Below are 23,693 nucleotides of genomic sequence, written 5' to 3' on the forward strand. Positions count from 1 at the left end.
TGGGCGTTAACTAGATTGATAAGTAATAATCAAGCCTGTATTAACTAAGCTAAGATTTTAGCTTAATTAAATAGGCTTTAAGAAGCTACCAATATTAGGCCTTTGCTGCATACGGTACTGATAAACTGCATAAAATGAAATAACATTTTTTAAATAATTACGTGTTTCTCGCCAAGGAAGTGTTTCAATCCAAATATCCATTTCATTTGTAGGATGATTTTTAAGCCAATAATTAACTTGCCTTGGCCCTGCATTATAAGCTGCAGCAACTAAAACTGGATGATCATTAAACCGCTTACCTAAGTGCTTTAAATAGGCAACCCCAATATTTAGATTTTTTTCCCAAGAAAACAGTTGTACTTTATCTTTATAATCAATTTTAGCTTGTCTAGCGACGCTTGTTGCAGTAGATGGCATAATTTGCATAAGGCCGCGCGCACCTACATGAGAAACCGCATCATCTCTAAAACCGCTTTCTTGCCGAATAATGGCATAGATAAACTCTTGAGGGATTTGATAGTTTTTAGCGTAAGAATTAATTGTTTTATTATAAGGTACTGGAAAACGTAGTGATAATTGGTTATTTAATTCTTTTGTGTTGCTTAATGCTACTGATTTACCATGCCATTTTAAATCGCTTGCAACCCAAGATAAAAGTGCGCTCTTATCTTCTTTAGGTAGCTCAGATGTAAAATCATTTAATAGTCGAGATGCTTCTAGCGTTTGATGATTTTGGTAAAGTGATTTTATACTATCAATAACAGCTTCATAGGGTTTTAAAATAGCTTTATCATTAATGGAGTTTTCATTTTGAAAAGAAAACTTCTTATTTAATTTAAGGCTCGCTAAAAAACCATAATACTGTCTTGTTTTTGCCAGTTCTTGATAAATTTCTTTTGCTTGATTACGCTGTCCAATAGCTTCTCTTGCGCGAGCTAGCCAATATTGCCAACATGGATTTTGTTTATCTTGGAAATAGTTTATTAATGTTATCACTTGTTGCCATTGCTTATGCTTTAATGCAAAGCGAATTTGCCAATCTAATAATACGTCATTGTAATAAGCAGGCTGAACTTTAGTAAACCAAATCCATGTGTCCTTTTCATTACGCATTGCTTTATATAAAGCAATATGAGTTAAAAAGGATTGATTCTGCATAGAGTTTAAAAGATTATTATGTTTGGCTTTTTCCCAAAATTTAATAGCCTCACTAATTTTATTAAGAGAAACCATACGTTTTAAGCCAAATAAATAAAAATGACTGTATAAATCATTAGGTTTAAGTTGTTGTATTCGCAGAGGATTTTGATAAATAGCAATCAATTGCCGTTCATCTTTTAGTCTAGGTATTTTATATTGTTTCAGCAGGTAACGAGCAAGTGGTAAGTTATACTTATCAAGAGCTAAAATAATTCGCTTGGTCAGGAGGCTTTCATTAAAATTACCGTTTGTAAAAAGCAAATTAAACAATTGATTACAGGCTTGAGGTTCGGAATCTCCGGTAAGCCATAAATTTTTAGCTCCAGTGAGAGCAACATCCATTTTGCCTTGGTAGTAATTCGCTAGATGATAGAAGCATTGTAAATTTTTATCTTCTGACTGTTTATAATAATGTTCATAATTAACCCAGTCTTTTTTTTGTGCTAAACGATAAAGCCATTTTTCCCGCAGTTTGTTTGCTAAAGGTGTATCATTGTCAATAAAATCTAAAAACTCTTGCATAGGCTGCTCTGGTAGATTCTGAGCCCACTTACTATAAGTTGCAAACCGCATCATATAAGCCTCACCAGAAATCGCATGAGTAAGATAAGGCCACAATGTCAGTAAGAGAAAAAATATTTTCATAGTTATGCTTACTTATAAAGAGGCAAGTTGTAATCGCATATCGTCAATGGCATCTTGATAATTATCCTTATTAAAAATAGCAGAACCTGCAACAAAGTGCGTTGCACCTAGTTGCGCTAACATTTTGATGTTTTCAGCTGTTACGCCTCCATCAACAGAAATTGAGAGATTTGGATAGTGTTTTTGGATAAAGGCTATTTTCTGTAGAACTTGACTAATAAGTCGCTGACCAGCAAAACCTGGATTTACGGTCATTATTAATACAAAATCAAGTCGATTCAGGCACCATTCAATACATTCAGGTGAAGTAGCCGGATTTAAGGCGAGCCCTGCTTTACAACCAAGCTCTTGAATTAAGGCAAGGCTTCTATCTAAATGAATAGTTCCATCAGGATGAATACTAATACGTTTCGCGCCTGCTTTTGCAAATTGTTTAATAAGTTCATCTACTGGGTTAGCCATTAAATGTACATCAACAATTAACTCAGGAAATCGTTGTATAATACTTTGACAAACAAAAGGCCCTAAAGTTAGATTAGGTACATAATGATTGTCCATTACGTCAAAGTGAATCATATCTGCACCAGCAGCTATTACATTTTGTATTTCGTCACCTAAACGCGTTAGGTCTGCAGATAATATAGAAGGTGCAATTAAAAATGTCATAATGAGATCTTATAAAATGAAATAAATTAAGCTTATTATATCTAAGCTTTACCTTTTATTTATGTCAAAGTTTAATTATTTTTGTTAGAAATAGTCGCACTGTACATTACAGCTAGTAATGAATTTAATGGAATAGAATTAGAATAATTTTAGTTTAGGTAAGTAAGTTTAAGCAATACTATTTTAGAATACTAACTAATTTTACTGTAACCGTTAATCAATAAACAAGCATATTCTATGAGCACTTAATGGCATCAATTTAAAACCAGCGCTGTTTGTCTTACCCGCGTAGGCGGGTATCCATTTCTAGTTAGGCTCAGTGCCAGTAGGAAGATAGATTTTTGCCTACGCGGAAATGACAGAATTTTTAAGCTAGATTGTACTAGTTTATGTGAGCAATTAAGTAGGTCGACTTAAAAAAGTCCCGTCATACCCGCGTAGGCGCCTATCCATTTCTAGTTGAGTATAGTGCCAGTAGGAGGATGGATTTCCGCCTACGCGGAAATGACAGAATTTTTAAGTTGAATGGTCATAGTTGATGTGGACCTGTAATCGCATCAATTTAAAATCAGCCTTGTTTGTCTTACCCGCGTAGGCGCCTATCTATTTCTAGTTAGGCTCAGTGCCAGTAGGAGGATGGATTTCCGCTTACGCGGAAATGACAGAATTTTTAAGTTGAATGGTCATAGTTGATGTGAACTCGTAATCGTATCAATTTAAAACCAGCGCTGTTTGTCTTACCCGCGTAGGCGGGTATCCATTTCTAGTTAGGCTCAGTGCCAGTAGGAAGATAGATTTTTGCCTACGCAGAAAGAACAGAATACTTAAGTTGCAGTATTTTGTTAGCAGTTATATTAGCTTACTCAGGTTGATCAAACCCAAAGTTAATTAAGAAATTAATAGATTCAAGCGTTACTCGACCATTTAAATCACTAATATTTCGAGTGGTTAAATAGCGAAAATCTAAGCCAATTGAAAGCGTTTCATCAATAAAATAACTTGCACCTAATATACCTTGACCAATAGGTGTCGTTGTAGAATCTTGAAAGCGAGAACCACCTACATAAGTTCCTAAATAATATAAACTAACACTTGTGCGGAAATAAGCATATCCTATTCCTAGTCCAATATAGGGTACAAAATTTGAATCACTACCTGGTGTATAGAAATCGTAATAAGCATTAAAAAAGCCGGCTAATAAACCTGTACTTCCTTTAAGACTATAGCCTAAAGAGTTTTGATGTTTTCTTATTGGCTGTAAAGTAGGAATTTGCAATTTTTCAATGGGATTAAAATTAAAGTAGAGTTCACCTTCAAAACGATAATTTCCACACCATCGATAACCAACTTGTCCGGCAATATCGCCACCTATTGAATAGTCTACTTGTGGTCCTGTTGTATTTGGCAAATTAATTCCAAAGGTATTGAAGAGAAAGTTATTACCAAAATTAACGCCAATATTGTTTAAAAAACTTGCACCAAATAGTAACCCTGCGTACCAGCCATCATCTGGGTCGGCAGCAAATGTTGTAGTGCTAACAAGTAGAGTGCTTATAATACTTAAGCGCCTAATTAAATTCATAACCTGTCCCTTACTTATAATTAATTTCGTTAAAACGGTAGAGAACACCTGCGGTAGCTAAATGGGCTTGAAAAACTTTACCTAAACCTTCTACCCGGTCTGTCCCTATATAACGGTAAGCGAGTGTAAAAGCATAGTTTTCAGAAAAATTATATGTAAGTCCTCCAGTTACTTGATAGGCAAAAACACTATTTGAGCTAGAATAATTAATTGCATAGTAAAGAGGCAAGCTATAAGACGTAGGATAATAATAAAAATTTTTATTATAATTTCCTGAGATCCAGCCATAGCCAAGACCCACACCAAGAAATGGCGAAATGGCGGGAACCATATCTGGAAAATCATAATAGATATTAGCCATAGCAAAGAATGAGTCTATGTCGCCGCTAGCGCGATTTTGACGAAGCTTATTAATTGAAAAATGTTCAACCTCGGCATTTAAATAAGTTACTTCAGCTTCATAACGGATTGGATTACATTGAAAACCTAATCTTAAGCCGACATCATAACCTATATCATAAGCAGCATTAGTTAATGTAAATTTATATCCTGGATCAAAAAAAGTATCAGTTAGAGCAAAATGTCGAGTTACGCTTAGATTGTCAGGTATATAGTTAGCACCACTAAAAATACTTGAATACCAACCGTTAATCGGTGTCGCGCCCATTGCAGTACTTGCAACTAGTAAAGCGCTTGAAAAAAATGCAATTTTCATGACATCCCTTCTTAATTATTTTTATTATTAATCTCTTTAAGACATCTCATGTTAGCGATTTACTTTTATTTTGCAAGCAGCTTTTGTATTGAGTAAATTAATAACGCAAATTTTTGCTAAGGATCTCTTAAATTCTTCACTAAATCAAAGCGCTATTCGCTAAAATACTATTAAGAATGCTCAAATTAGTCTCGATAGCTTTGATTTTTCTCGAGTTAATCAAAACTTAGTCAAACTTGCATGTTTTAACTTTTGCTGTAGCAGATAGTGTAAAGAAGACTAATATTATTTAAATCCTGAGGTAATAGGAAAGCGCCAATCTCTACCAAATGCCCGTGAACTAATTTTAATACCTGGTGCTGCTTGGCGGCGTTTATATTCGTTTCGCCTAATAAGACGCATAACCTTATAAACCATCTCCGCACTATATCCTTTAGCAATAATTCCTTGTGCATCAAGGTTATTTTCCATATATGCCGTAATAATGTTATCAAGAGTTGCATAATCAGGTAAGCTGTCTTGATCAGTTTGATTTATGGCTAGCTCAGCTGACGGAGCACGTGTTAAAACTCGCTCAGGTATAATAGGTGATAATTGATTACGGTAATGCGCAAGTGCATATACTTGCGTTTTTAAAACGTCTTTTAAAACTGCAAAACCACCAGCCATATCGCCATATAATGTAGCATAACCTACGGCTGTTTCACTTTTATTACTAGTTGTTAATACGAGACTGCCTTTTTTATTTGATAAGGCCATTAAAAATAGACCACGAATCCGCGCTTGAATATTTTCTTCGGTAGTATCAGGCGGCAAACCTGCAAATACTGGCTCAAGCGTTGTTAAAATATTCTTAAAGGTTGCTTCAATGGATAACAATTCACTTTTAATACCTAGGGCATTAATTTGTTGTTTGGCATCATCAATGCTCATTTGTGCTGTATAGCGAGAAGGCATCATGACTGCTTGCACCCGCTCAGGACCTAATGCATCAACAGCGATGGCTAATGTTAAAGCTGAGTCAATTCCACCAGAAAGCCCTAAAATAACGCCTGGAAAATTATTTTTTTCAACATAGTCTTTAGTTCCACAGAGTAAGGCATTATAAATTAAATTATCTAATTCGAGTAAAGGCGTAATAGGACCTGATAGCTTATCATCAGAAAGCTCAACAGTTAAAAATTCTTCTTTAAAGGCTCCTGCGCGTGCAGAAACTCTTCCAGTCTTATCCATAGCAAATGATTGGCCATCAAAGACTAATTCATCTTGACCGCCTATAGCATTAACATAAAGAAGTGATACACCTTTTTCTGTATGTTCACGAACTAAGTTTTCGCGTAATGGGTACTTATTATACTCAAAAGGAGACGCATTTAAGCACAAAATCGTATCAGCACCTGCAGCAATTAAATCATTAACAGGGTTTTTAAGCCATATATCTTCACAAATACAAATACCGACTTGATAACCTTTAATAGGCAGCACACAAGGTTTTGCTTGACCTGAAATAAAATAGCGAATCTCATCAAAAACACCGTAATTAGGTAGCGCTTGTTTATGATAAGTAGCAATTTTTTTACCTTGAAAGAAGACGCTTGCAGAATTATAACAACGTGATTCATGCGGGGTGGGGTGACCAAGAATAACATGGCAATCTTTAACTACATTGGTGATTTTAGTTAGCGCTTGCATAATTTGATTATGAAATTCAGGTCGTAAGAGTAAGTCTTCAGCAGGATAGCCAGAAATAACTAGCTCAGGAAAAATAATAATGTCATGGGTATCTTGGTAACGGATAATCGTTTCAATAACTTTATTAGTATTAGCATCAATAGCAGCAACAGTCGTATTAATCTGTGCCATTAGTACCGTTAAGTTTTTAGTCATAATAGTTATATATAAATTAATTCTCGTCTACTTCGAACAATATAGCTTGCTTTAAACTTGTGCAAGTAAAAAATAAATTTTATCTTTAATAGATAGCATTGCTTTAATAATATTTCTAAATACATTTTAATTAATTTTAATATTTCTACTATTTTATTATAATGATTGGTTTATTTTAAATGCGATGTAAATTATGTTAAAGGACGCGTTATCACGGATGGCTGATGTTTTCTCACCTACCGTTTTAATGCAAGGTTTAGAATATCAGCGAAAAACATTTGTACTCAATATTCGTTTAAGTGAAGGCTTGTTGAGGGCTAGAGTAAAAGATTTATCAAGTCATATTTATAATGTTTATATTGATTTAAAAGTGTGGCCACAACAACCTGCTAGTTGTAATTGCCAAGTTGGTAAAAATTGTAAACATGCAGCAGCTAGCCTTTTTGCCTTGCAAGTAAAAGAAAATATTACGATTAATATAGCTAATTTTCCTCCTTTTACAGCAGACGCTATTAAAAGTAGTGCGCCTGTAGTATTGCAAAAAGATTATGACATTTTTTATTTACTTGAGTTAAAGTCAATTGAGGAAGTGACAGTTACTTTAGCGCTAGCAAAAAAACTAAAACGAAACAGGGTGGGTAAAAAAGCTAGCTTTCATACTATTACTTTAGCTCGCAAACAGTTTTTTACGGAAGTCGATGAGGAAATTATCACTACCTTATCCCTAAGAAACAACGTACAAGGCTGGTTTGATTATTTAACTATTCATACAAGCTCCCTCTTAAAAAAGATTCTAGAGACTCAAAGAGTAGGTCTTAAGTCTGAGCCAGACAAGCTTATTAGCTTTAGCCCTGAACAAATAAAGCTTCATTGGCACTTAAATATCGATGGGACACAGCAATTGGCTATTGGCAATAAGCAGCGAGCTCTAAAGCTTTTATTGCTTGATAAAATTTGGTTTTACGATTATTACAACCAGGTTTTAGGTCTAGTTGATAGTCCTTGTGAAATTGACCATACCAAATGGCTTCTAACGTTGCCTCCTATTGCACTAAATAACGCAGCTGAACTTGCTGCAAAAATTGCTAAAGTTAATAATGATTTACCTAAACCTAAAATCTATGTAGATAAAGTAATTCATAATTTAAAACCTAAGCCAATAATTATTTTAGACGCAGAAGAAATACAAGTTCATGATATGGCTTCGTCGTTTACGGAATTAGAGCTAAAAAATTATTGCGTTACCTGTAAATTAGTTTTTACTTATGCGGATATAGAAATTACCGGTCACGAAGACTTTCTTACGTTGTTTTATGAAAAAGGGAATTTTTTAATTGAAGTAAAAAGAGACTTAAGCTTAGAGCAAAACATATTAACAGAATATGACACAATATTAGCAAATTATAGTTTAAATAATAATCAATTAACTGAAAATCTCGAGCTAAAAAACTCATTCATTTTAAACGATTATATCTATGCTACTGACTTACCCAAGTTACAAGTAACTCTTATCTCGGAGTTAAAAGCCAAAGGGTGGGAGGTTAGATATGAGCAACCTATATTTGAGCCAGCTATTGATTTAGCTTCTGTGGAATGGTTCTCTGAGATTCATGAGCAAAAACATGATTTTTTTGCCTATAGCTTAGGTGTCTTAATTGATGGACAAGCTATCAATATTATACCACTTATAGCTAAGTTATTACCCAAATTAAAGTATAACGATTTAGAAGCACTCCCTGATGATAAGACGCTTACTTTATCACTACCTAATAAAAAATATATACAAATTCCTTTAGGTCGAATTAAACCACTTTTACGTTTCTTATTGCAGTATAATATGGAGCAAAATACGACATTAGATCAATTGTGCATTACACGTTATCAACTTCTATTAATGCTTGAAAACGAACAAGCACTTGCGGCAGTGTCCTTACGGTGGCAAACAAGTAGCGTTATTTATCATCAATTAAAACAGCTTATTAATAATAAATTTTTTGCAACAACTGTATTGCCAAAGGGTTTAAAAGCTACTTTACGCGATTATCAACAACAAGGTTTATCTTGGTTGCAGGCTTTAAGAATAGGAAATTTTGGTGGTATTTTAGCAGATGATATGGGCTTAGGAAAAACGTTACAAACATTGGCACATTTGCAATTAGAAAAAGAACAGGGCCGTATGAGCCATCCCTCCTTAATTATTGCTCCAACTAGCGTTATTACCAATTGGTATGAAGAAGCCAAGCGCTTTACACCAGAGCTCAATGTCTTAGTTTTTCATGGTAGCGAACGACAAAATAATTTCGCTAATTATGATATTGTTATTTCAACTTATAGTTTGATTCAAAAAGATAAAGCTAAATTTACATCTGAGCAATTTTATTATGCTATTCTTGATGAAGCTCAGTTTATTAAAAACAGTCGCGCAAAGGTAACACAAATTATCTTACAAATAAGAGCTTTTAATCGTCTTTGTTTGTCAGGCACACCACTTGAAAACCATCTAGGTGAACTCTGGTCGCTCTTTCATTTTCTTATGCCTGGTTTGTTAGGCGAGGCAAAACAATTTCGTCAATTTTTTAAAACTCCTATTGAGAAGCATTCAGATTTAGCGCGTGGTGAATTACTTATGCAGCGTATCCGACCATTTATGTTGCGCAGAACTAAAAATCAAGTTGCCAGTGAGCTGCCTGCAAAGATTGAAACTACCCATAGAATAGAAATTACCGGTGCACAAAGAGATCTTTATGAAACTATTCGGATTAGTATGCAGCAGAAAGTTCGCACAGCTATAGCTGAATTAGGTATAAAGCGAAGTCACATTGTGCTTTTAGATGCCTTACTTAAATTAAGGCAAGTATGTTGTGATCCAAGGCTTATTTCTACGCCCGGTGCAGAAATTGCCTATCATAGCTCAGCTAAACTTAAGGCGCTAATGGCTTTGTTAGATAATTTAATTACTGAAAATAGGCGTATTTTAGTCTTTTCACAATTTACTTCTATGTTAAAACTCATTGAAGAAGAACTAATTAAGCGCTCATATAATTACCTCAAACTTACAGGTCAAACTATTAATCGTCACCAGCTTGTTGAAAAATTTCAAACAGGAAATACTCCTATCTTTTTAATTAGTCTTAAAGCTGGTGGTACAGGACTAAATTTAACTCAAGCTGATACGGTAATTCATTATGATCCATGGTGGAATCCTGCGGTTGAAAATCAAGCTACCGATCGAAGCCATCGAATTGGTCAAGAAAATACAGTTTTTGTTTATAAATTAATTACGTCTGGAACGGTTGAAGAAATAATGCTTACTATTCAAAATAGGAAAAAGCAATTAGTTGAAGGTATTTTAACTGAAAACCTTAATGGCTTAAGTCTATTAACAGAAGAAGATATAGAGCAGTTTTTCCTACCTCTCAGTAATGCTAATTAATGAAATTATTTTTAATTTGCAAAGCATTAATTACTAGCTTATCCTTTTTAAGGATAAACTTTTGGAGAATAACTATGAGCAAAGGGAAATCGTTTATTGCGATTATAATAATGGCGTTATTTATGCCTCTTGCAATAGCTGCTCAGTCGCCAGCTGGCACTTGGACAACTATTGATGATAAGACAGGGCAAAAAAGAGCTGTAGTTAGATTGTCTGTTTCTGGCGGTACCTTAAATGGGACTATTGTTAAAGTTTATCCGCAACCGGGTGATACTGGTGTTTGTCAAAATTGTCCTGGCGGCTTTAAAAACAAGCCTGTTGTAGGTCTAACTTTTATGTGGGGCTTAAAAGATCAGGGTAATGGTGTTTGGGACGGTGGTCAGATTTTAGATCCCAAGACTGGAAAAATTTATCGTGCTAAAATCACTGAACAAGGTAATAAATTATATGTACGTGGCTATGTAGGTTTCTCTGCTTTAGGCCGTACTCAAGTATGGGTCAAGTAAACAGTTAAATAGAGATAACTTTTATTTAAAGACACACAAATCGTGTGTCTTTTTTTATTTTTCGCATTACAATAGTTTGCTTAGCGTAGTAAATTTAAAGAGCAAATCGCGGAAATTAGGTTGAAACTCATAAATAAAAGTGAAATGTAGGATAAGGCATTATAGATCCTAACCTGGTATGCTGGTTATATCGAGTCTACCTCTAATTTTAAATTATTATATTAAATTAAAAAATTATGGCTGAAGCATTAGCGCGAAAAAATAACAAACAATCCATTGATCCCTTAAAAAGGCCACCCCATTCAGCAGAAGCAGAGCAGTCAATTATTGGTGGGCTCATGCTTGATAATCAGGCCTGGGATAAAGTAAGTACTAAATTATGCGAAGCAGATTTTTATCGCACAGAACATCGAACTTTATTTCGTGCGATTGTTGAATTAGCACGTAGAGGTCAGCCTTTTGATGTAGTTACTTTGTTAAATACACTAAAAACGAGTAACGAACTTGATCAAGCTGGCGGGGAAACTTATTTATTTGAGTTAGCTAATAATACGCCAAGCGTTGCTAATATCTCTGCGTATGCTGATATTGTTCGTGAAAAATCCGTACAGCGGCAGTTAATTGGTGTAGCCGGTGATATTGCTGATGCGGCTTACAATCCAGCAGGCCGTGAAGTAGCTGAACTACTTGATCTGGCAGAAACAAAAGTTTTTGCTATTGCAGAACAAACAGGTGGCGATGGTGGACCTGAAAGTATTAAATCAATCCTTGTTAGAGCAGTGGAGAAAATTGATGCTCTTTATCATAATGGTGATGCCATTACAGGGCTTGCAACAGGATTGACTGATTTAGATGAATTAACTTCAGGTTTACAGCCCTCTGACTTAATTATTGTTGCCGGGCGTCCATCTATGGGTAAAACAACTCTTGTGATGAACATGGCTGAGCATGCAGCTATCCGAGGTGGCAAGCCAGTTTTGGTTTTCTCAATGGAAATGCCTTCCGATTCGCTTGCTATGCGTATGATGTCTTCTTTAGGTCGCATTGATCAGCATCGGCTACGTACTGGAAAATTAACTGATGATGATTGGCCGCGAGTAACCTCTGCCGTACATATGTTATCGGAAGCACCTCTTTTTATGGATGACACTCCAGGATTAAGTCCGGCTGAAATGAGAGCAAGAGCACGAAGAGTAGCTAAAGAATACGGCCAATTAGGCCTAATTGTAGTGGACTATCTGCAGCTTATGAAGGTACCTGGCTTTAAAGCAGAAAATCGTACTGCAGAAATTTCTGAAATATCACGTAGTTTAAAGGCACTTGCTAAAGAACTAAAGGTTCCAGTCATTGCTTTGTCTCAATTAAATCGAAGCTTGGAGCAACGACATGATAAGCGCCCAGTAATGTCTGATTTAAGAGAGTCAGGAGCTATTGAGCAAGATGCAGACGTTATTTGTTTTATTTATAGAGATGAAGTTTACAATGAAGATAGTCCTGAAAAGGGAATTGCAGAGATTATTATTGCAAAACAACGTAATGGACCAATTGGTCGTGTAAAAGTGGCTTTCTTAGGGAAGTATACTCGCTTTGAAGATCTAGCTTTTAATGGTTATCAGGAGTAGCTGACGGTGGCAAGGCCTACATATGTTCAGTTTAATAGTGAAGCTTTATTACACAACTTAGCCCAAGTTAAAAGCTATGCTCCTGGTAAGAAAGTAATTGCTATGGTTAAGGCAAACGCCTATGGATGTGGCTTAGAATCAGTAGCGCCAGTGTTAAACAAGCAAATATATGCATTTGGGGTAGCCTGTCTTGAGGAGGCTCTTGCTATACGTAGGCTTGGAATTACAAGTGAATGCATTTTATTTCAAGGTATTTTTAGTGCTGATGAGCTAGCAAAAGTAAGTGAATATAAACTGCAATGCGTACTGCACCAACCTTACCAATTAAATTGGTTATTGGCAAAGCCTCTAGCAACTAAAATTAAAGTTTGGGTCAAAATAAATACTGGTATGTATCGCTTAGGATTTGCACCAGAGCAAGTGTACGAAGTTGTTCAATTATTAAAAAATTGCCCCTGGATAGATACGGAAATTGGCTTAATGACCCACTTAGCGTGTGCTGATGAGCCTGATGATCCTGCTAATCAAGCTCAATTAATTAAATTTGGTACGCTAAATTTACCTGAAGGCAATTTTATTACCAGTATAGCCAATTCAGCTGCAATTATTGCTTTACCGAATGCTCATGCCGAAGTTATACGACCAGGTATTATGCTGTATGGTGTTTCGCCATTTGTCAATCAAACAGCGGCAGAGTTAGGGTTAAAACCTGTTTTAAGTTTTCTCTCTGCTGTTAGCGCTATTCATAATTATCCTGCTGGAGCCGCAATTGGGTATGGAGGTACGTGGGAAACAAAGCGACCCTCTATCATTGGTGTTGTTGCCGCAGGTTATGGCGATGGTTTTCCACGTCATATTAAACCTAATACTTTAGTTTGGATTAATGGCTCTTATGTTCCTATTGTAGGGCGTGTATCTATGGATATGCTAACAGTTGATCTTACGGATTGTCCTAATGTTAAAATCGGTGATGTAGTTGAGCTTTGGGGTAGGTATATTCCCGTAGAAACTATTGCGAAATCAGCCAATACAATTCCTTATGAATTACTTTGTCAATTATTGCCGCGCGTGCATAAAAATGGGCCGCTTGCCCAGCATAGTTATTAAATAGTATTGTGTTATAAATTTTTAGATGCTTTCTGCACTTATTGTATACTGAACGATTTAGTCTCTTTATGTTTTTTATTTAAAATAAACAACTTAACTATAGAATCTAATAAAAACAACGGAATTGTGGATAATATCTAACCTTGATGTTAGAATACCAACCGATTTCAAACGTTATACAGGTGAAATTGCATGAAAAAAATACTATTAGCAACACTCACTGCATCTGTTCTTTTAACAAGTTGTGTGCCTATTAATAATGAAGGTGTAGGTTCATTAACAGGTGGAGTTGTTGGCGGGCTCGTTGGCAGCCAATTTGGTGGTGGTTCAGGCAAAGTAGCTGCAGCAGCTGGTGGCGCCTTACTAGGTGCATATCTTGGTGGCAATATTGGCCGCACTATGGATAGATTAGATCGTTTAGAGATGCAAAGAGCTCTTGAGACTGCGCCAACTGGTAGACCTGTAACTTGGAGAAATCCAGATAGCGGTAATAGGTATACTGTTAAAACAACGCGGACTTATTATTCTAACAATCAACAACCTTGTCGTGAATATACCACTCACGCAATTATTGGTGGTAAGAGTCAAGAAGTTTATGGTAAGGCTTGCCGTCAAGCTGATGGCGCTTGGCGTATTGTTCAATAATCTCTAATTTAAGTGCATTAATTTTAAAAAATTATTCTTTCTTATTTATACCTTTTGCCATGGGTGAGAGGTATAAATAATGCCATAATTAACATTCATCAACTATACTTGTTATTAAATTGGGCTTGTTAGGGAAATGTTATGGCTAATCTCATTTATTCTATTTTACCAAAACCACGTCGTCCAATTGCTTATATCGAGCCAACCTTTTCAGTTTTTGATTGTGTTGATTTAATGGTTACTAAAGATATTGGTGCGTTAGTAGTTCATGATCAAACACAGTTAATAGGTTTAGTCAGTGAGCGAGATATTATTCGTTCATGTATACATCGTGGCTTGGATCCTAATAAGGCTACCGCAGCTGATGTTGTTTATAAAGATATAAGCATTCTCGATATAAACGATACTGTTGAGAAGGCTATGGAAGTTATTACCATGACAAAACGACGTCATGTGTTAATTAATGAAAATAATGAACTAGTAGCTATCGTTTCAATTGGTGATATTTTATTTTCACTCATTGACGATAAATCGCGCTTAATAGAGCACTTAGAATCTTATATTCATTCATAAACTTTTTATACTTAAATAAGTAACCTACAAGTATTAGGTAGTAAATAGTTTGTCTCAAACAATATTTTCGTTTAAGAATACATAAACTTATCGTCTAAAATACCCCAATCAATATAATTACCTTGCATTTATTAATTTAATTTATTTATAGAAATAATATTTTAGGGTAATATTCTACTGTAGTATTTACTTTTATTTCAAAATATCAATTACTTATTTGGTAAGAGGCGTATTATCAATTAAAGTTTTCAGGCATTGCTCTGGCTAATTTCTAAATTTGCTTAGCTATTCATTTCGCTTAAATTAACTTTGGAGCTAAATTATCCTAATTTTTGTTGCGAAAAATTAATTGATGACAGGTCCTAACAACTTCATCAGATAAATCTATGTTAAATAGAGTGCTTTGCCTTGGAGGGTGATTAATGTTTATTAAACGACTAATAACTTTTAGTTTATCATGGACGATAGGGATTGCGGCAACTTTTGCGCAGACAGAGCATTCCTATGTAAGTATACCGAATATTGAATTAACCGCTTTGAAGCAGGCCTACCCACTTGAGCCTACAGATTTAAACAAAAAAATTACCTTTACAATTTGGCTTAAATTACATAATAAAGAGCAATTAGAAAAGTTGATTAGTAAACTATATGATCCTAGCAGCCAATATTATCAAAAATTTTTAACGTCAGCTCAATTTGCTAAACAGTATGCGCCCAGACAAGAAGCAATAAATGCAGTTAGAAATTATTTTAAGCAGCATGGTATGCAGACTAAAACTGTCTATTCTAACGTTGAGGTAACAGCTACAGTTAAACAAATAGAAGAAATTTTTCAAACAAAAATTAATAACTATCTTTACCAACAAAAGATTTTTTACGGAAATGCTTCCGCACCACGGGTAGTGCCAGAAATTGCCCCTTACCTAGCAAGCATAAGCGGCCTTAGCAATATTCCTTATACAAAGTCGCAACTACAACATAAGCCTCATAAGCAAGATGCTAAACTTAGAGCAAAATGGCAGCCCCAGGAAATAGGTATAATTTGGAATTCATTTAAACCAACGGCAGTACCAACCACGCAATCGTTAGCAGGATTTACAGGAGCACAATTACGGACGGCTTACAATCTTGCGAGCATTCCACCTATTAATGGCACCAGTATTGATGGTACTGGACAAACTATCGTTATTATAGATGGCTGTGGTACGGTGACCCCAGCAGAAATACTTTCACATGCCAATCACTATAATCAGGTTAATAATCTTCCTTCATTAGATAGTACTAACTTTACTGTAGTGACTCATACCGGTAGTCCTTATACTGGAGTTTGTCCAAATCCTGATGGCTGGAATGGCGAAATTTTACTTGATGTTGAAGCCTCGCATACCATCGCGCCTGGTGCAAATATTGTTTTAGTATTAACCAATGATGTTGATAACGCTCAAGTAGCACAAGCGCTAAATTATATTACAAACAATAATTTTACCATTGGTGGATTTACAAATGCCTATGTTGTTTCTAATAGTTGGGATAATACTTATGAAGCTCAACATGAACCGCTTGATGCGACTTTATTAGCAAGTGCTGCTCAAGGTTTAAGTGTTAATTTTGCTGCCGGCGATTGTGGTGATCAAACCTATAATAGTGGCTGGACTTGTTCAATATTATCTTCCTCACCTTCTATCCAATACCCTGTAAGTTCTGCCTACGTTACCGCCGTTGGTGGTACCAGTTTATTTGTTGATCAAAATTGGAATTATGCTTTTGAATCGGGCTGGGGGACATTGGTAAATCATGCATTTTATTCAGGTAGTATGGGTGGAATCAGTAAATATCAAGCATTACCTTTATGGCAACAAACTACAATTGGTAGTTTTTTTGCTGGTGGATACCCTTTGGGTACGGTTGGTCAATATAATAAACGTGCTATTCCAGATGTAGCTATGCTTGCTGACCTCTATACAGGTTTATTAACTTACGCCCCAGGATGTGAGAATTGTTATGATGGCGGCGCAAGCTTAGCAACGCCTTTATTCTCAGGAACGATTGCGTTGGTAAATCAAGCTCGAGCTTTAGTTGCTGGAGGTATTCAAAACCCAATTGGTTTAGTAGCGCCTTACCTATATATTAATAACTTAAACTTACTGCAAACTAGAGCTTTAAATTTAATTACACCACCTCATTTAATTATTAGTGGGGCAGAGCCTATTTCTGGTGGGCCTAACTATGCGTTTCAGCTTTCTGATCCCTTTTTTAGTCAACTAGTAGGTTTTAATTGGGATTCTGCATTAACCATTATTGAAAATCAATTTTGGAATGATGTAGTTGGCGTTGGTTCTCCTAACATTCCAAACTTTGTGTCTACACTGGCTCGTTTATAAGAAATAATAATTAAAAATTTTGAGTGTATAGGGATTTTTACTATGAAAAATATAAGGTTAATTACCTCTTTATTAAGCTTTCTCATTAGCTATCTTGTATCTAGTATTGGCTTAGCTGCACCTGTTTTTACTTTAACTCCTTTAACCGCTACTACCATCCAATTACCTATTAATGGCGCTGCTACAGTACAATATCTTGTACAAAATCAGTCTAGTAAAACGCATACTCTGGTCATGTTGCCTATAATAGGCGTGACCCAAATTACCAATGCTGGAAATTGTCCTAATCCGTTTGTATTAGGAATGAAGCAGTCTTGTGTATTGACTCTACAAATTAACGCCAATCAGCTTAGTGGGTCTTATAGTGGTGGTCCTATAGTTTGTCAGCAAGGATCTAACGGTGCGCCTAATCCTTTACAATGTTATCAGCCTAGTCCGACTAATTTACTTAATATTACAGTTCTTCCTACTATCCAATACCGTATCAATAGTAACGCTGACGTTAATGGTAATATTTTTCCTAGTGGCGTGTTAAATGTTAATGCAGGCGCAAACTTATTATTTACAGCAACACCTGCAGCGGATTATATCGTCTATCAATGGCTTGTGGATGGAGTAGTTGCACAAATAGGCGGTACAACTTTTTTATTACCTAATATAACAGCAAATCATAATGTTGCAGTAAATTTTACGTCTAGCAGTATTATTTATGGTGGCGCACAAAATGGTGTTTTATATTATGCTTTTTATAATCCATTCAGCGGTACCTCTAACTGGTCACCAACACCAACTATGCCAGCAAATGGTAGTTCTATAAATAGTGTATTTGCTACCCCAAGTCTTCTATATACCGGTAATCAAAATGGCTTTATTTATTATTCAAGTAATAATGGTAATAGTTGGCGCAATACGACGCCACCTGATGGCAGTTCTGTTATGAGTGTATTTGCTACTGCGAATACTCTTTATGCTGGCACTCAAAACGGTAATGTCGCTTACTCCATTACTAATGGTAGTAATTGGCATATGACAACCTCACCTGATGGTAGTACAGTAAACAGTGTTTTTGTAGCTAATAATGTTATCTATGCCGGCACTCAAAATGGTTACGTTTATTATTCAATAAATAATGGTGCAACATGGATACCTATTACATCGCAACCAGATGGGAGCGGAATTAGAAATATTTTTGTTAACAACAATAATCTATTTGTAAATACCGTTAATGAATTTGTTTATTCTAGTTTGTCTTTCAGTGGAAATTGGAATTTAGTAGCGCAGACTGCTTATAGTTTATTTGTTGACTCATTAAGTAATATATTTGCTGGTACACAAGGTGGCTATGTCTTTCTAGTAACAACTGGACTGGAATTAGGCTTTTTAACTTATAGTCCTATAAATAGTGTCTTTGTTTTAAATTAATATTGCATGTATAGCGTTTACTTACTAAGTTTAAAAGAAATAAAGTTAACCAAATAGGTTGCTAAAATTCATCAAGTAGCGCTATATATCTTCTATGAAGGCTGGGGAAAATGTATAAACAGTTAATTGCTAGTCTATTGCTTTACTTAATTAGCTTTTTAAGTTGGGCTGATAGCTTGCCATCGCAATGGGTTACAGCAAATAATAAGGACATTAAGATACAAGTTCATCTTTTTACTATCTCTACATGCCCTTATTGTAAAAATGTTACGATATTTCTTAATGACTTTGCTAAACGAAATCCCTGGGTTGAAATTCATCAATACGTAATTAATCAAGATAAATCAGCACTATTATTACTTAATAATTTTTTACAAGAGCAAAGTGTAAATGATTTTTCTGTTCCGGCTATTTTCTTTTGCAATAGCCGCTGGATTGGTTTTAAGAATACTACTAAGGCTAGCGATGAATTAACTGCAGGTTTAAATTATTGTCATGAGCAAGTATTAAAAACAGGTAAATTATCAGAAACGACGGTGCAAACCTTACAACAGATGGCTTTAGCAAATTGGTATGAAGGTAATATTAAGCCAACAGCTTCAACATCATTTTTTATCTTATTATTGGCGGCAATTGATGCTTTAAATCCTTCAGCAACCTTGTTAATTTTTACTTTTATTGGTTTTCTCATGCTCGCGCCTGATAATTTTAGGGCAAAGCTTCTGGTTTTAATTGGCTTTATAGTTGGAGTTGGCCTTGCTCGCTATTTTCAAATAGCTTATTTACCTATTTTTTATGAGTTTATGCGCCTATTTCGGTTACCAGCCATACTTATTGGTTTAGGTATGGTTGCTTTTACATTAATTATTGGCAACAAAATAAAGCAGATACCTATTGGTATAACAGTATTTAGTGGACTTTTAGCAGCTTTTGCTGTTCAAAGTTATGAGCAATTCAATAGCCTACCTAATTTTGCTTTAATTGTTAAGCAGTGGTTAATTAATCAGCAGTTTAGTATTGATAAACAAATTTTTTATCAGTTGGCATATACCTTAATTTATTTACTTTCATTAACTTTAGCTGGCTTAATTGTAGTTTTATTATTTCACCGAACTCGTTGGCGAAAGTATTTAATAGCTTTTAGGCGTCTAACTAAAGCTTTTTTACTGGTAGTTGGTGCAATATTGATTATCTATCCTTATGGCTTAAATAATTTATTTTTCATTTTTATAACCCTTGTACTAAGTTTATTAATAACTTGGTTACTTCCAAAGTTTTATTTAACAAAAGAAAATTTTTAAAAATTAACTATAATTTTATCGTTGAATTTATAAGTTTTTATAACCTAATTAGGGCAAAAACCGTAAGTAAAAATTTTACTTTAAGGGAAACTATCTATGGAAGATGACATAAGCGCTAACTATTTTCCTATAGCGCTTGATGTTGAGGCTGGTAAAACATACCGTTGGTGTAGTTGCGGGTTGAGTAAAATTCAACCTTTGTGTGATAGATCTGATTGCAAAATGGCTGTAGAGTATTATGCTCCTTATACTGATGTAGTTTATTTTTGTGGCTGTAAACAGACAAATACTCCTCCGTTTTGTGATGGCTCACATGCTAAATTACTATTAAAATTAATTAAGGAACGAAAAGAAAAAAAAGGCTAGATAAATAAGTCCTACTTGATCTTAAAGTGATGATTTGGGATCATCAATGCTCTTATAGAAATAGGTGTTGTCATGAGTAAGTTAATCGATATTCCTGTTGTGGTTGAAAGTGGTTATAAATATAAAACTGAACAAGGTATAGTCGCTATTAAGGATGGAATTAAATCAGTTTCTACCCAGGCTGAGCGTTTGCCTAAACCAAAATGGCTAAGAATAGTTAATCAAACGACACCTGCTTATAATCAAGTAAAAGAGCAAGTCGTTAAGCATCGTTTAGCAACCGTTTGTGAAGAAGCTAAGTGCCCTAACATTGGAGAATGTTGGTCCCATGGAACTGCAACAATTATGCTAATGGGCTCAGTTTGTACACGCGCTTGCCGATTCTGCTCTGTCGATACTGGAAATCCTCACGGCTGGTTAGATTTAAAAGAGCCAGAAAACACAGCTAATACAGTCGCTTTAATGAAGTTAGATTATGTAGTGTTAACCTCAGTCAATCGTGATGATTTACCCGATGGTGGGGCTAAACATTATGCAGATACTATCCAAGCTATTAAATTACGTTGCCCAGCTACTAAAGTTGAAGCGCTTACACCAGATTTTCAAGGTGTTGAAAGTGATATCATGACGCTACTGGATAGTGGAGTTGATGTTTTTGCCCAAAATGTTGAAACAGTTGAACGGTTAACGCATCCGGTACGTGATAATCGCGCGGGTTATTGGCAAACATTAAATGTGTTGAAATTTGCTAAACAATATCGTCCAGATATTCTAACTAAGACAAGTTTAATGCTTGGATTAGGTGAAACAGATGAAGAAATTATTAAAACAATGGATGACTTGCGAGCTCAGCAGGTTGACATCCTTACACTTGGCCAATATCTACAACCTACTAAAAATCATTTACCAGTAGCACGTTACGTAACTCCAGAAAAATTTATTGAGTTTCGTGAACTGGGTTTAGCAAAAGGTTTTTTTGAAGTTGCTTCAGGTCCTCTAGTACGCTCTAGTTATCGAGCTGATAAAGTTTTTAAAAGAAATAATTTAGATCTTTAGCTTAATAGATAGTAATATTGGCGTTACTAAGTTTTCTTTGCATAATATAAGCACCTAAGCTCATTAAGACTCCTAAAATTAGGGCACAACAACCCATCCAAAAGTAATAATGTGTATAAATAGGTAAGGTTTCAATAGCAGAAAGAGCGTTCTTAGGAATAGCTACCATTTCTGCTAGCCTCCCCGAGATAGCATTAGATAAGGAGCAGGCTAAATACCACACGCCCATGGCAAAAGCTAAATTCTGACTATCACAATAAAGACCTATCATACTAAGGCCAATCGCACTCACCCAAAGCTCTGCTAAAGTAATTATAATATAAGTTAAACCTATATAATTACCATTTACATACCCATTTTGCGCCGTTAAGGCCGCAAAAGTCATCACCAATAAAGCAAACCCCGCTAAAAGTGTCCCCATGGCAAACTGATAAGGGATAGTAAATTTTGGGAATCGCCGATAAAAGCGTGGCAATTGTAAACCTAAAACAATTATTAAAAGAGGGTTTAATAATTGATAATGGGCAGGCGATACATGAAAATTTAACAATTTTAAATTTGAATTATGTTCAGCAAATAAAATAAGTGTGCTATTCATTTGATTATAAATAATAAAAAATATGATAGCCTCAATAACTAAAATTAAAGCGATAAGTTGTTTAAGTCGGGCTTGGTTGGGTAGACGAATCGTTGTAATAAAAAAAGCAAGAATACCTGCGGCACAACCAACACCAATAATAATACTTGCTAAGTATACATACGAGTATGCAAGCAAGGTAAAAATATAAATACCTAATATATAAATAGCTAGTTGCAGTTTGGAACGTGTTAGCATAGGAAGCTTGTCACGTCCATAAATAACATTATTATAAAGACTATAACGTTTAGCAAAATTAAGTGCTGCTAATGATTTACCAATAAAAGCTATAGTTAAAATAGATAAAGGACCATAAGTGCTTTCTAAAAGTGCAGGTGCAATAATCGTAGCAAGTAATGCACCAACATTGATAGCCATATAATAATAGGTCATGGCAGACTTAGCTTTAATAGCATCATCACTGTAAATGTGAGAAACAAGCCCCGAAGCAGTGCCCATTAAAAGAGAATTTGTAGCAGGAATGAGAGCATATGCTGCAATAAATAGCTTATCACCAAAGCTAGTTAACGTATAACCACTTAGCATAACCAATAAATAAGCTAAGGCAAGCATAATGCTACCTAACAAGATAGCTCTTCGAAGGCCTAGTATGTGATCTGCCATAAAGCCACCAATTACTGGCATTAAATAGCCAGTTGCTTGGGTAATACCAACGAAGGCATACGCTTTAGCTTGATTGTATCCAAGACCATGTTCTAGGAGGGGACGAGTTAGAAATAAGATTAAAACGGTGTTAAGTGCATAGACAGAAAATTGGCTCCAAAATGTAATTAATACAATGTTATTAGTTTGCTGTTGCCTTAAGTCTGTAGAGGGTAAATAATTTTTAATAGCCTGATAAAGCACACTAACTCCCTTATAAAAAGTTCCAGTCAATAGTTAAATAAACAGGTTATGCAAAAGCTCTATTATTTTAGCGTCACTTTTTTGCCAGTATGATGTCAATAATATGCGTATCATGATATGGAAAAGTAAATATTTTACTAAATAAGCGTTTTAAACGTTCAAGCAGAAAATTTTTAGGCAACATTCTTACTGAAATACTATTTAAAAACCATGTCCCTTCAATACCAAAGCGAGCTAATTCATCAATATTATTTAAGGTAATAGGTATACGCAAACGTTGGTGCTCAATAACTTTAAAATGATGTTGATTAAAAACTTCCAATAACTCATCTAAACCTGTAGAAACAGTAGTATTTTTTACCATAGCTTTGTAGTAATGGCCAACCACAGTGCTTACTAGCGAATCTTCAGCAATAAACTCAGCTAATTGTTGCTGAGCTACAGGAAATGACTCATAAGTTGTAGTAATTAAAGAAAAATAACCATTTTTTTTGGTCAATAAATTAGCCTGGTTAAACAATACCTGAATAGGGATATAAGCGTTGATAAAATGTGCAAGTACTAAATCTTGACTATGATGAGGCAAGTAACGACTTGCTTCGGTTGCGCTAGCTTCAATAGTTGTTAAGTGTAATGCTTTTCTGGCCAAGGCTAGACGCTTGTTTGAAATATCAATACCTGTAAAGTCAGCGACAGGCATATAAGATTTTAATTTTGCTAAAAAAGCGCCATTCCCAACACCGAAGTCTAGAACTTTATAATTAATTCGTCGTCCTAAATGCGCTTTTTTAATTTGCTTAATTGCAACCTGATGACTATAACTGATTGATTTAAACATATCAGCTGTAGCATAGTTATCAGAAATATTATTGTAATGAGCCTTAAAAGGCATTCGATATCCACCTTCTAAACATCAAGATAGTATATCTCGAATTTATCAAAATTGGCGACTATTAGTTTTAAATACTTGTTATGGGCAGGTGCTTTAACCTGATCTTTTGCAAAGAATAGTACTAAATTCAAGCTAAAACTTTTTTAGACCAATTCTAGCTAAATAAAATAATTGTTTATTTTCTTAATTA

18 protein-coding genes are annotated in these 23,693 nt (G+C 35.0%); 11 read left to right on the forward strand and 7 right to left on the reverse strand.

Annotated features, from left to right (window positions below):
* Positions 1–66 precede the first annotated feature (66 nt).
* From ACNVED_RS06365 to ACNVED_RS06385, 5 genes are all read right to left on the reverse strand, one after another.
* Positions 67–1,845, reverse strand: a complete 1,779-nt coding sequence (locus ACNVED_RS06365) for a transglycosylase SLT domain-containing protein (protein WP_419420917.1) — start codon at positions 1,843–1,845, stop codon at positions 67–69.
* Positions 1,846–1,857: 12 nt separating this feature from the next.
* Positions 1,858–2,511 (reverse strand): ribulose-phosphate 3-epimerase, encoded by a 654-nt coding sequence (rpe, locus tag ACNVED_RS06370; RefSeq protein ID WP_419420918.1) that lies wholly within the window; start codon positions 2,509–2,511, stop codon positions 1,858–1,860.
* 859 nt (positions 2,512–3,370) lie between these two features.
* A complete protein-coding gene (locus ACNVED_RS06375) occupies positions 3,371–4,093 on the reverse strand; it encodes an outer membrane protein (protein WP_419420919.1) in 723 nt (240 codons plus the stop codon).
* A 10-nt stretch (positions 4,094–4,103) separates the two neighbouring features.
* Positions 4,104–4,808, reverse strand: a complete 705-nt coding sequence (locus tag ACNVED_RS06380) for an outer membrane protein (RefSeq protein ID WP_419420920.1) — start codon at positions 4,806–4,808, stop codon at positions 4,104–4,106.
* A 285-nt stretch (positions 4,809–5,093) separates the two neighbouring features.
* Complete coding sequence (locus ACNVED_RS06385) at positions 5,094–6,695, reverse strand: NAD+ synthase (protein WP_419420921.1); 1,602 nt, start codon at positions 6,693–6,695, stop codon at positions 5,094–5,096.
* Between the two features lie 193 nt (positions 6,696–6,888).
* Between ACNVED_RS06385 and ACNVED_RS06390 the strand changes: the two genes are divergently transcribed.
* The 11 genes from ACNVED_RS06390 to lipA all read left to right on the forward strand — a co-directional run bounded on the left by ACNVED_RS06390 (position 6,889) and on the right by lipA (position 21,107).
* Complete coding sequence (locus ACNVED_RS06390) at positions 6,889–10,128, forward strand: SNF2-related protein (RefSeq protein ID WP_419420922.1); 3,240 nt, start codon at positions 6,889–6,891, stop codon at positions 10,126–10,128.
* Positions 10,129–10,202: 74 nt separating this feature from the next.
* A complete protein-coding gene (locus tag ACNVED_RS06395) occupies positions 10,203–10,634 on the forward strand; it encodes a DUF2147 domain-containing protein (protein ID WP_419420923.1) in 432 nt (143 codons plus the stop codon).
* Between the two features lie 236 nt (positions 10,635–10,870).
* The gene (gene dnaB, locus ACNVED_RS06400; protein ID WP_419420924.1) at positions 10,871–12,256 is read left to right on the forward strand and encodes a replicative DNA helicase; all 1,386 of its coding nucleotides are present in this window, start codon (positions 10,871–10,873) and stop codon (positions 12,254–12,256) included.
* Positions 12,257–12,262: 6 nt separating this feature from the next.
* Positions 12,263–13,363, forward strand: a complete 1,101-nt coding sequence (gene alr / locus ACNVED_RS06405) for an alanine racemase (protein ID WP_419420925.1) — start codon at positions 12,263–12,265, stop codon at positions 13,361–13,363.
* Between the two features lie 192 nt (positions 13,364–13,555).
* On the forward strand, positions 13,556–14,008 hold the full coding sequence (locus tag ACNVED_RS06410) for an RT0821/Lpp0805 family surface protein (RefSeq protein WP_419420926.1): 453 nt from the start codon (positions 13,556–13,558) through the stop codon (positions 14,006–14,008).
* 141 nt (positions 14,009–14,149) lie between these two features.
* The gene (locus ACNVED_RS06415; protein WP_419420927.1) at positions 14,150–14,581 is read left to right on the forward strand and encodes a CBS domain-containing protein; all 432 of its coding nucleotides are present in this window, start codon (positions 14,150–14,152) and stop codon (positions 14,579–14,581) included.
* A gap of 422 nt (positions 14,582–15,003) precedes the next feature.
* Positions 15,004–16,962, forward strand: a complete 1,959-nt coding sequence (locus ACNVED_RS06420; protein ID WP_419420928.1) for a S53 family peptidase — start codon at positions 15,004–15,006, stop codon at positions 16,960–16,962.
* A 42-nt stretch (positions 16,963–17,004) separates the two neighbouring features.
* On the forward strand, positions 17,005–18,384 hold the full coding sequence (locus tag ACNVED_RS06425; protein ID WP_419420929.1) for a WD40/YVTN/BNR-like repeat-containing protein: 1,380 nt from the start codon (positions 17,005–17,007) through the stop codon (positions 18,382–18,384).
* Positions 18,385–18,494: 110 nt separating this feature from the next.
* A complete protein-coding gene (locus ACNVED_RS06430) occupies positions 18,495–19,685 on the forward strand; it encodes a hypothetical protein (protein WP_419420930.1) in 1,191 nt (396 codons plus the stop codon).
* A 96-nt stretch (positions 19,686–19,781) separates the two neighbouring features.
* Positions 19,782–20,051, forward strand: coding sequence for a CDGSH iron-sulfur domain-containing protein (locus ACNVED_RS06435; protein WP_419420931.1), 270 nt, complete (start codon positions 19,782–19,784; stop codon positions 20,049–20,051).
* A gap of 72 nt (positions 20,052–20,123) precedes the next feature.
* A complete protein-coding gene (gene lipA, locus ACNVED_RS06440; protein WP_419420932.1) occupies positions 20,124–21,107 on the forward strand; it encodes a lipoyl synthase in 984 nt (327 codons plus the stop codon).
* A 1-nt stretch (position 21,108) separates the two neighbouring features.
* On the opposite strand, the gene ACNVED_RS06445 is transcribed toward lipA, so the two are convergent.
* Complete coding sequence (locus ACNVED_RS06445) at positions 21,109–22,611, reverse strand: peptide MFS transporter (protein ID WP_419420933.1); 1,503 nt, start codon at positions 22,609–22,611, stop codon at positions 21,109–21,111.
* A 73-nt stretch (positions 22,612–22,684) separates the two neighbouring features.
* A complete protein-coding gene (locus ACNVED_RS06450) occupies positions 22,685–23,503 on the reverse strand; it encodes a methyltransferase domain-containing protein (RefSeq protein WP_419420934.1) in 819 nt (272 codons plus the stop codon).
* Positions 23,504–23,693 lie beyond the last annotated feature (190 nt).

Origin of the sequence: Legionella sp. D16C41, assembly GCF_048541585.1 — a bacterium.
Lineage (GTDB): Bacteria > Pseudomonadota > Gammaproteobacteria > Legionellales > Legionellaceae > Legionella_C.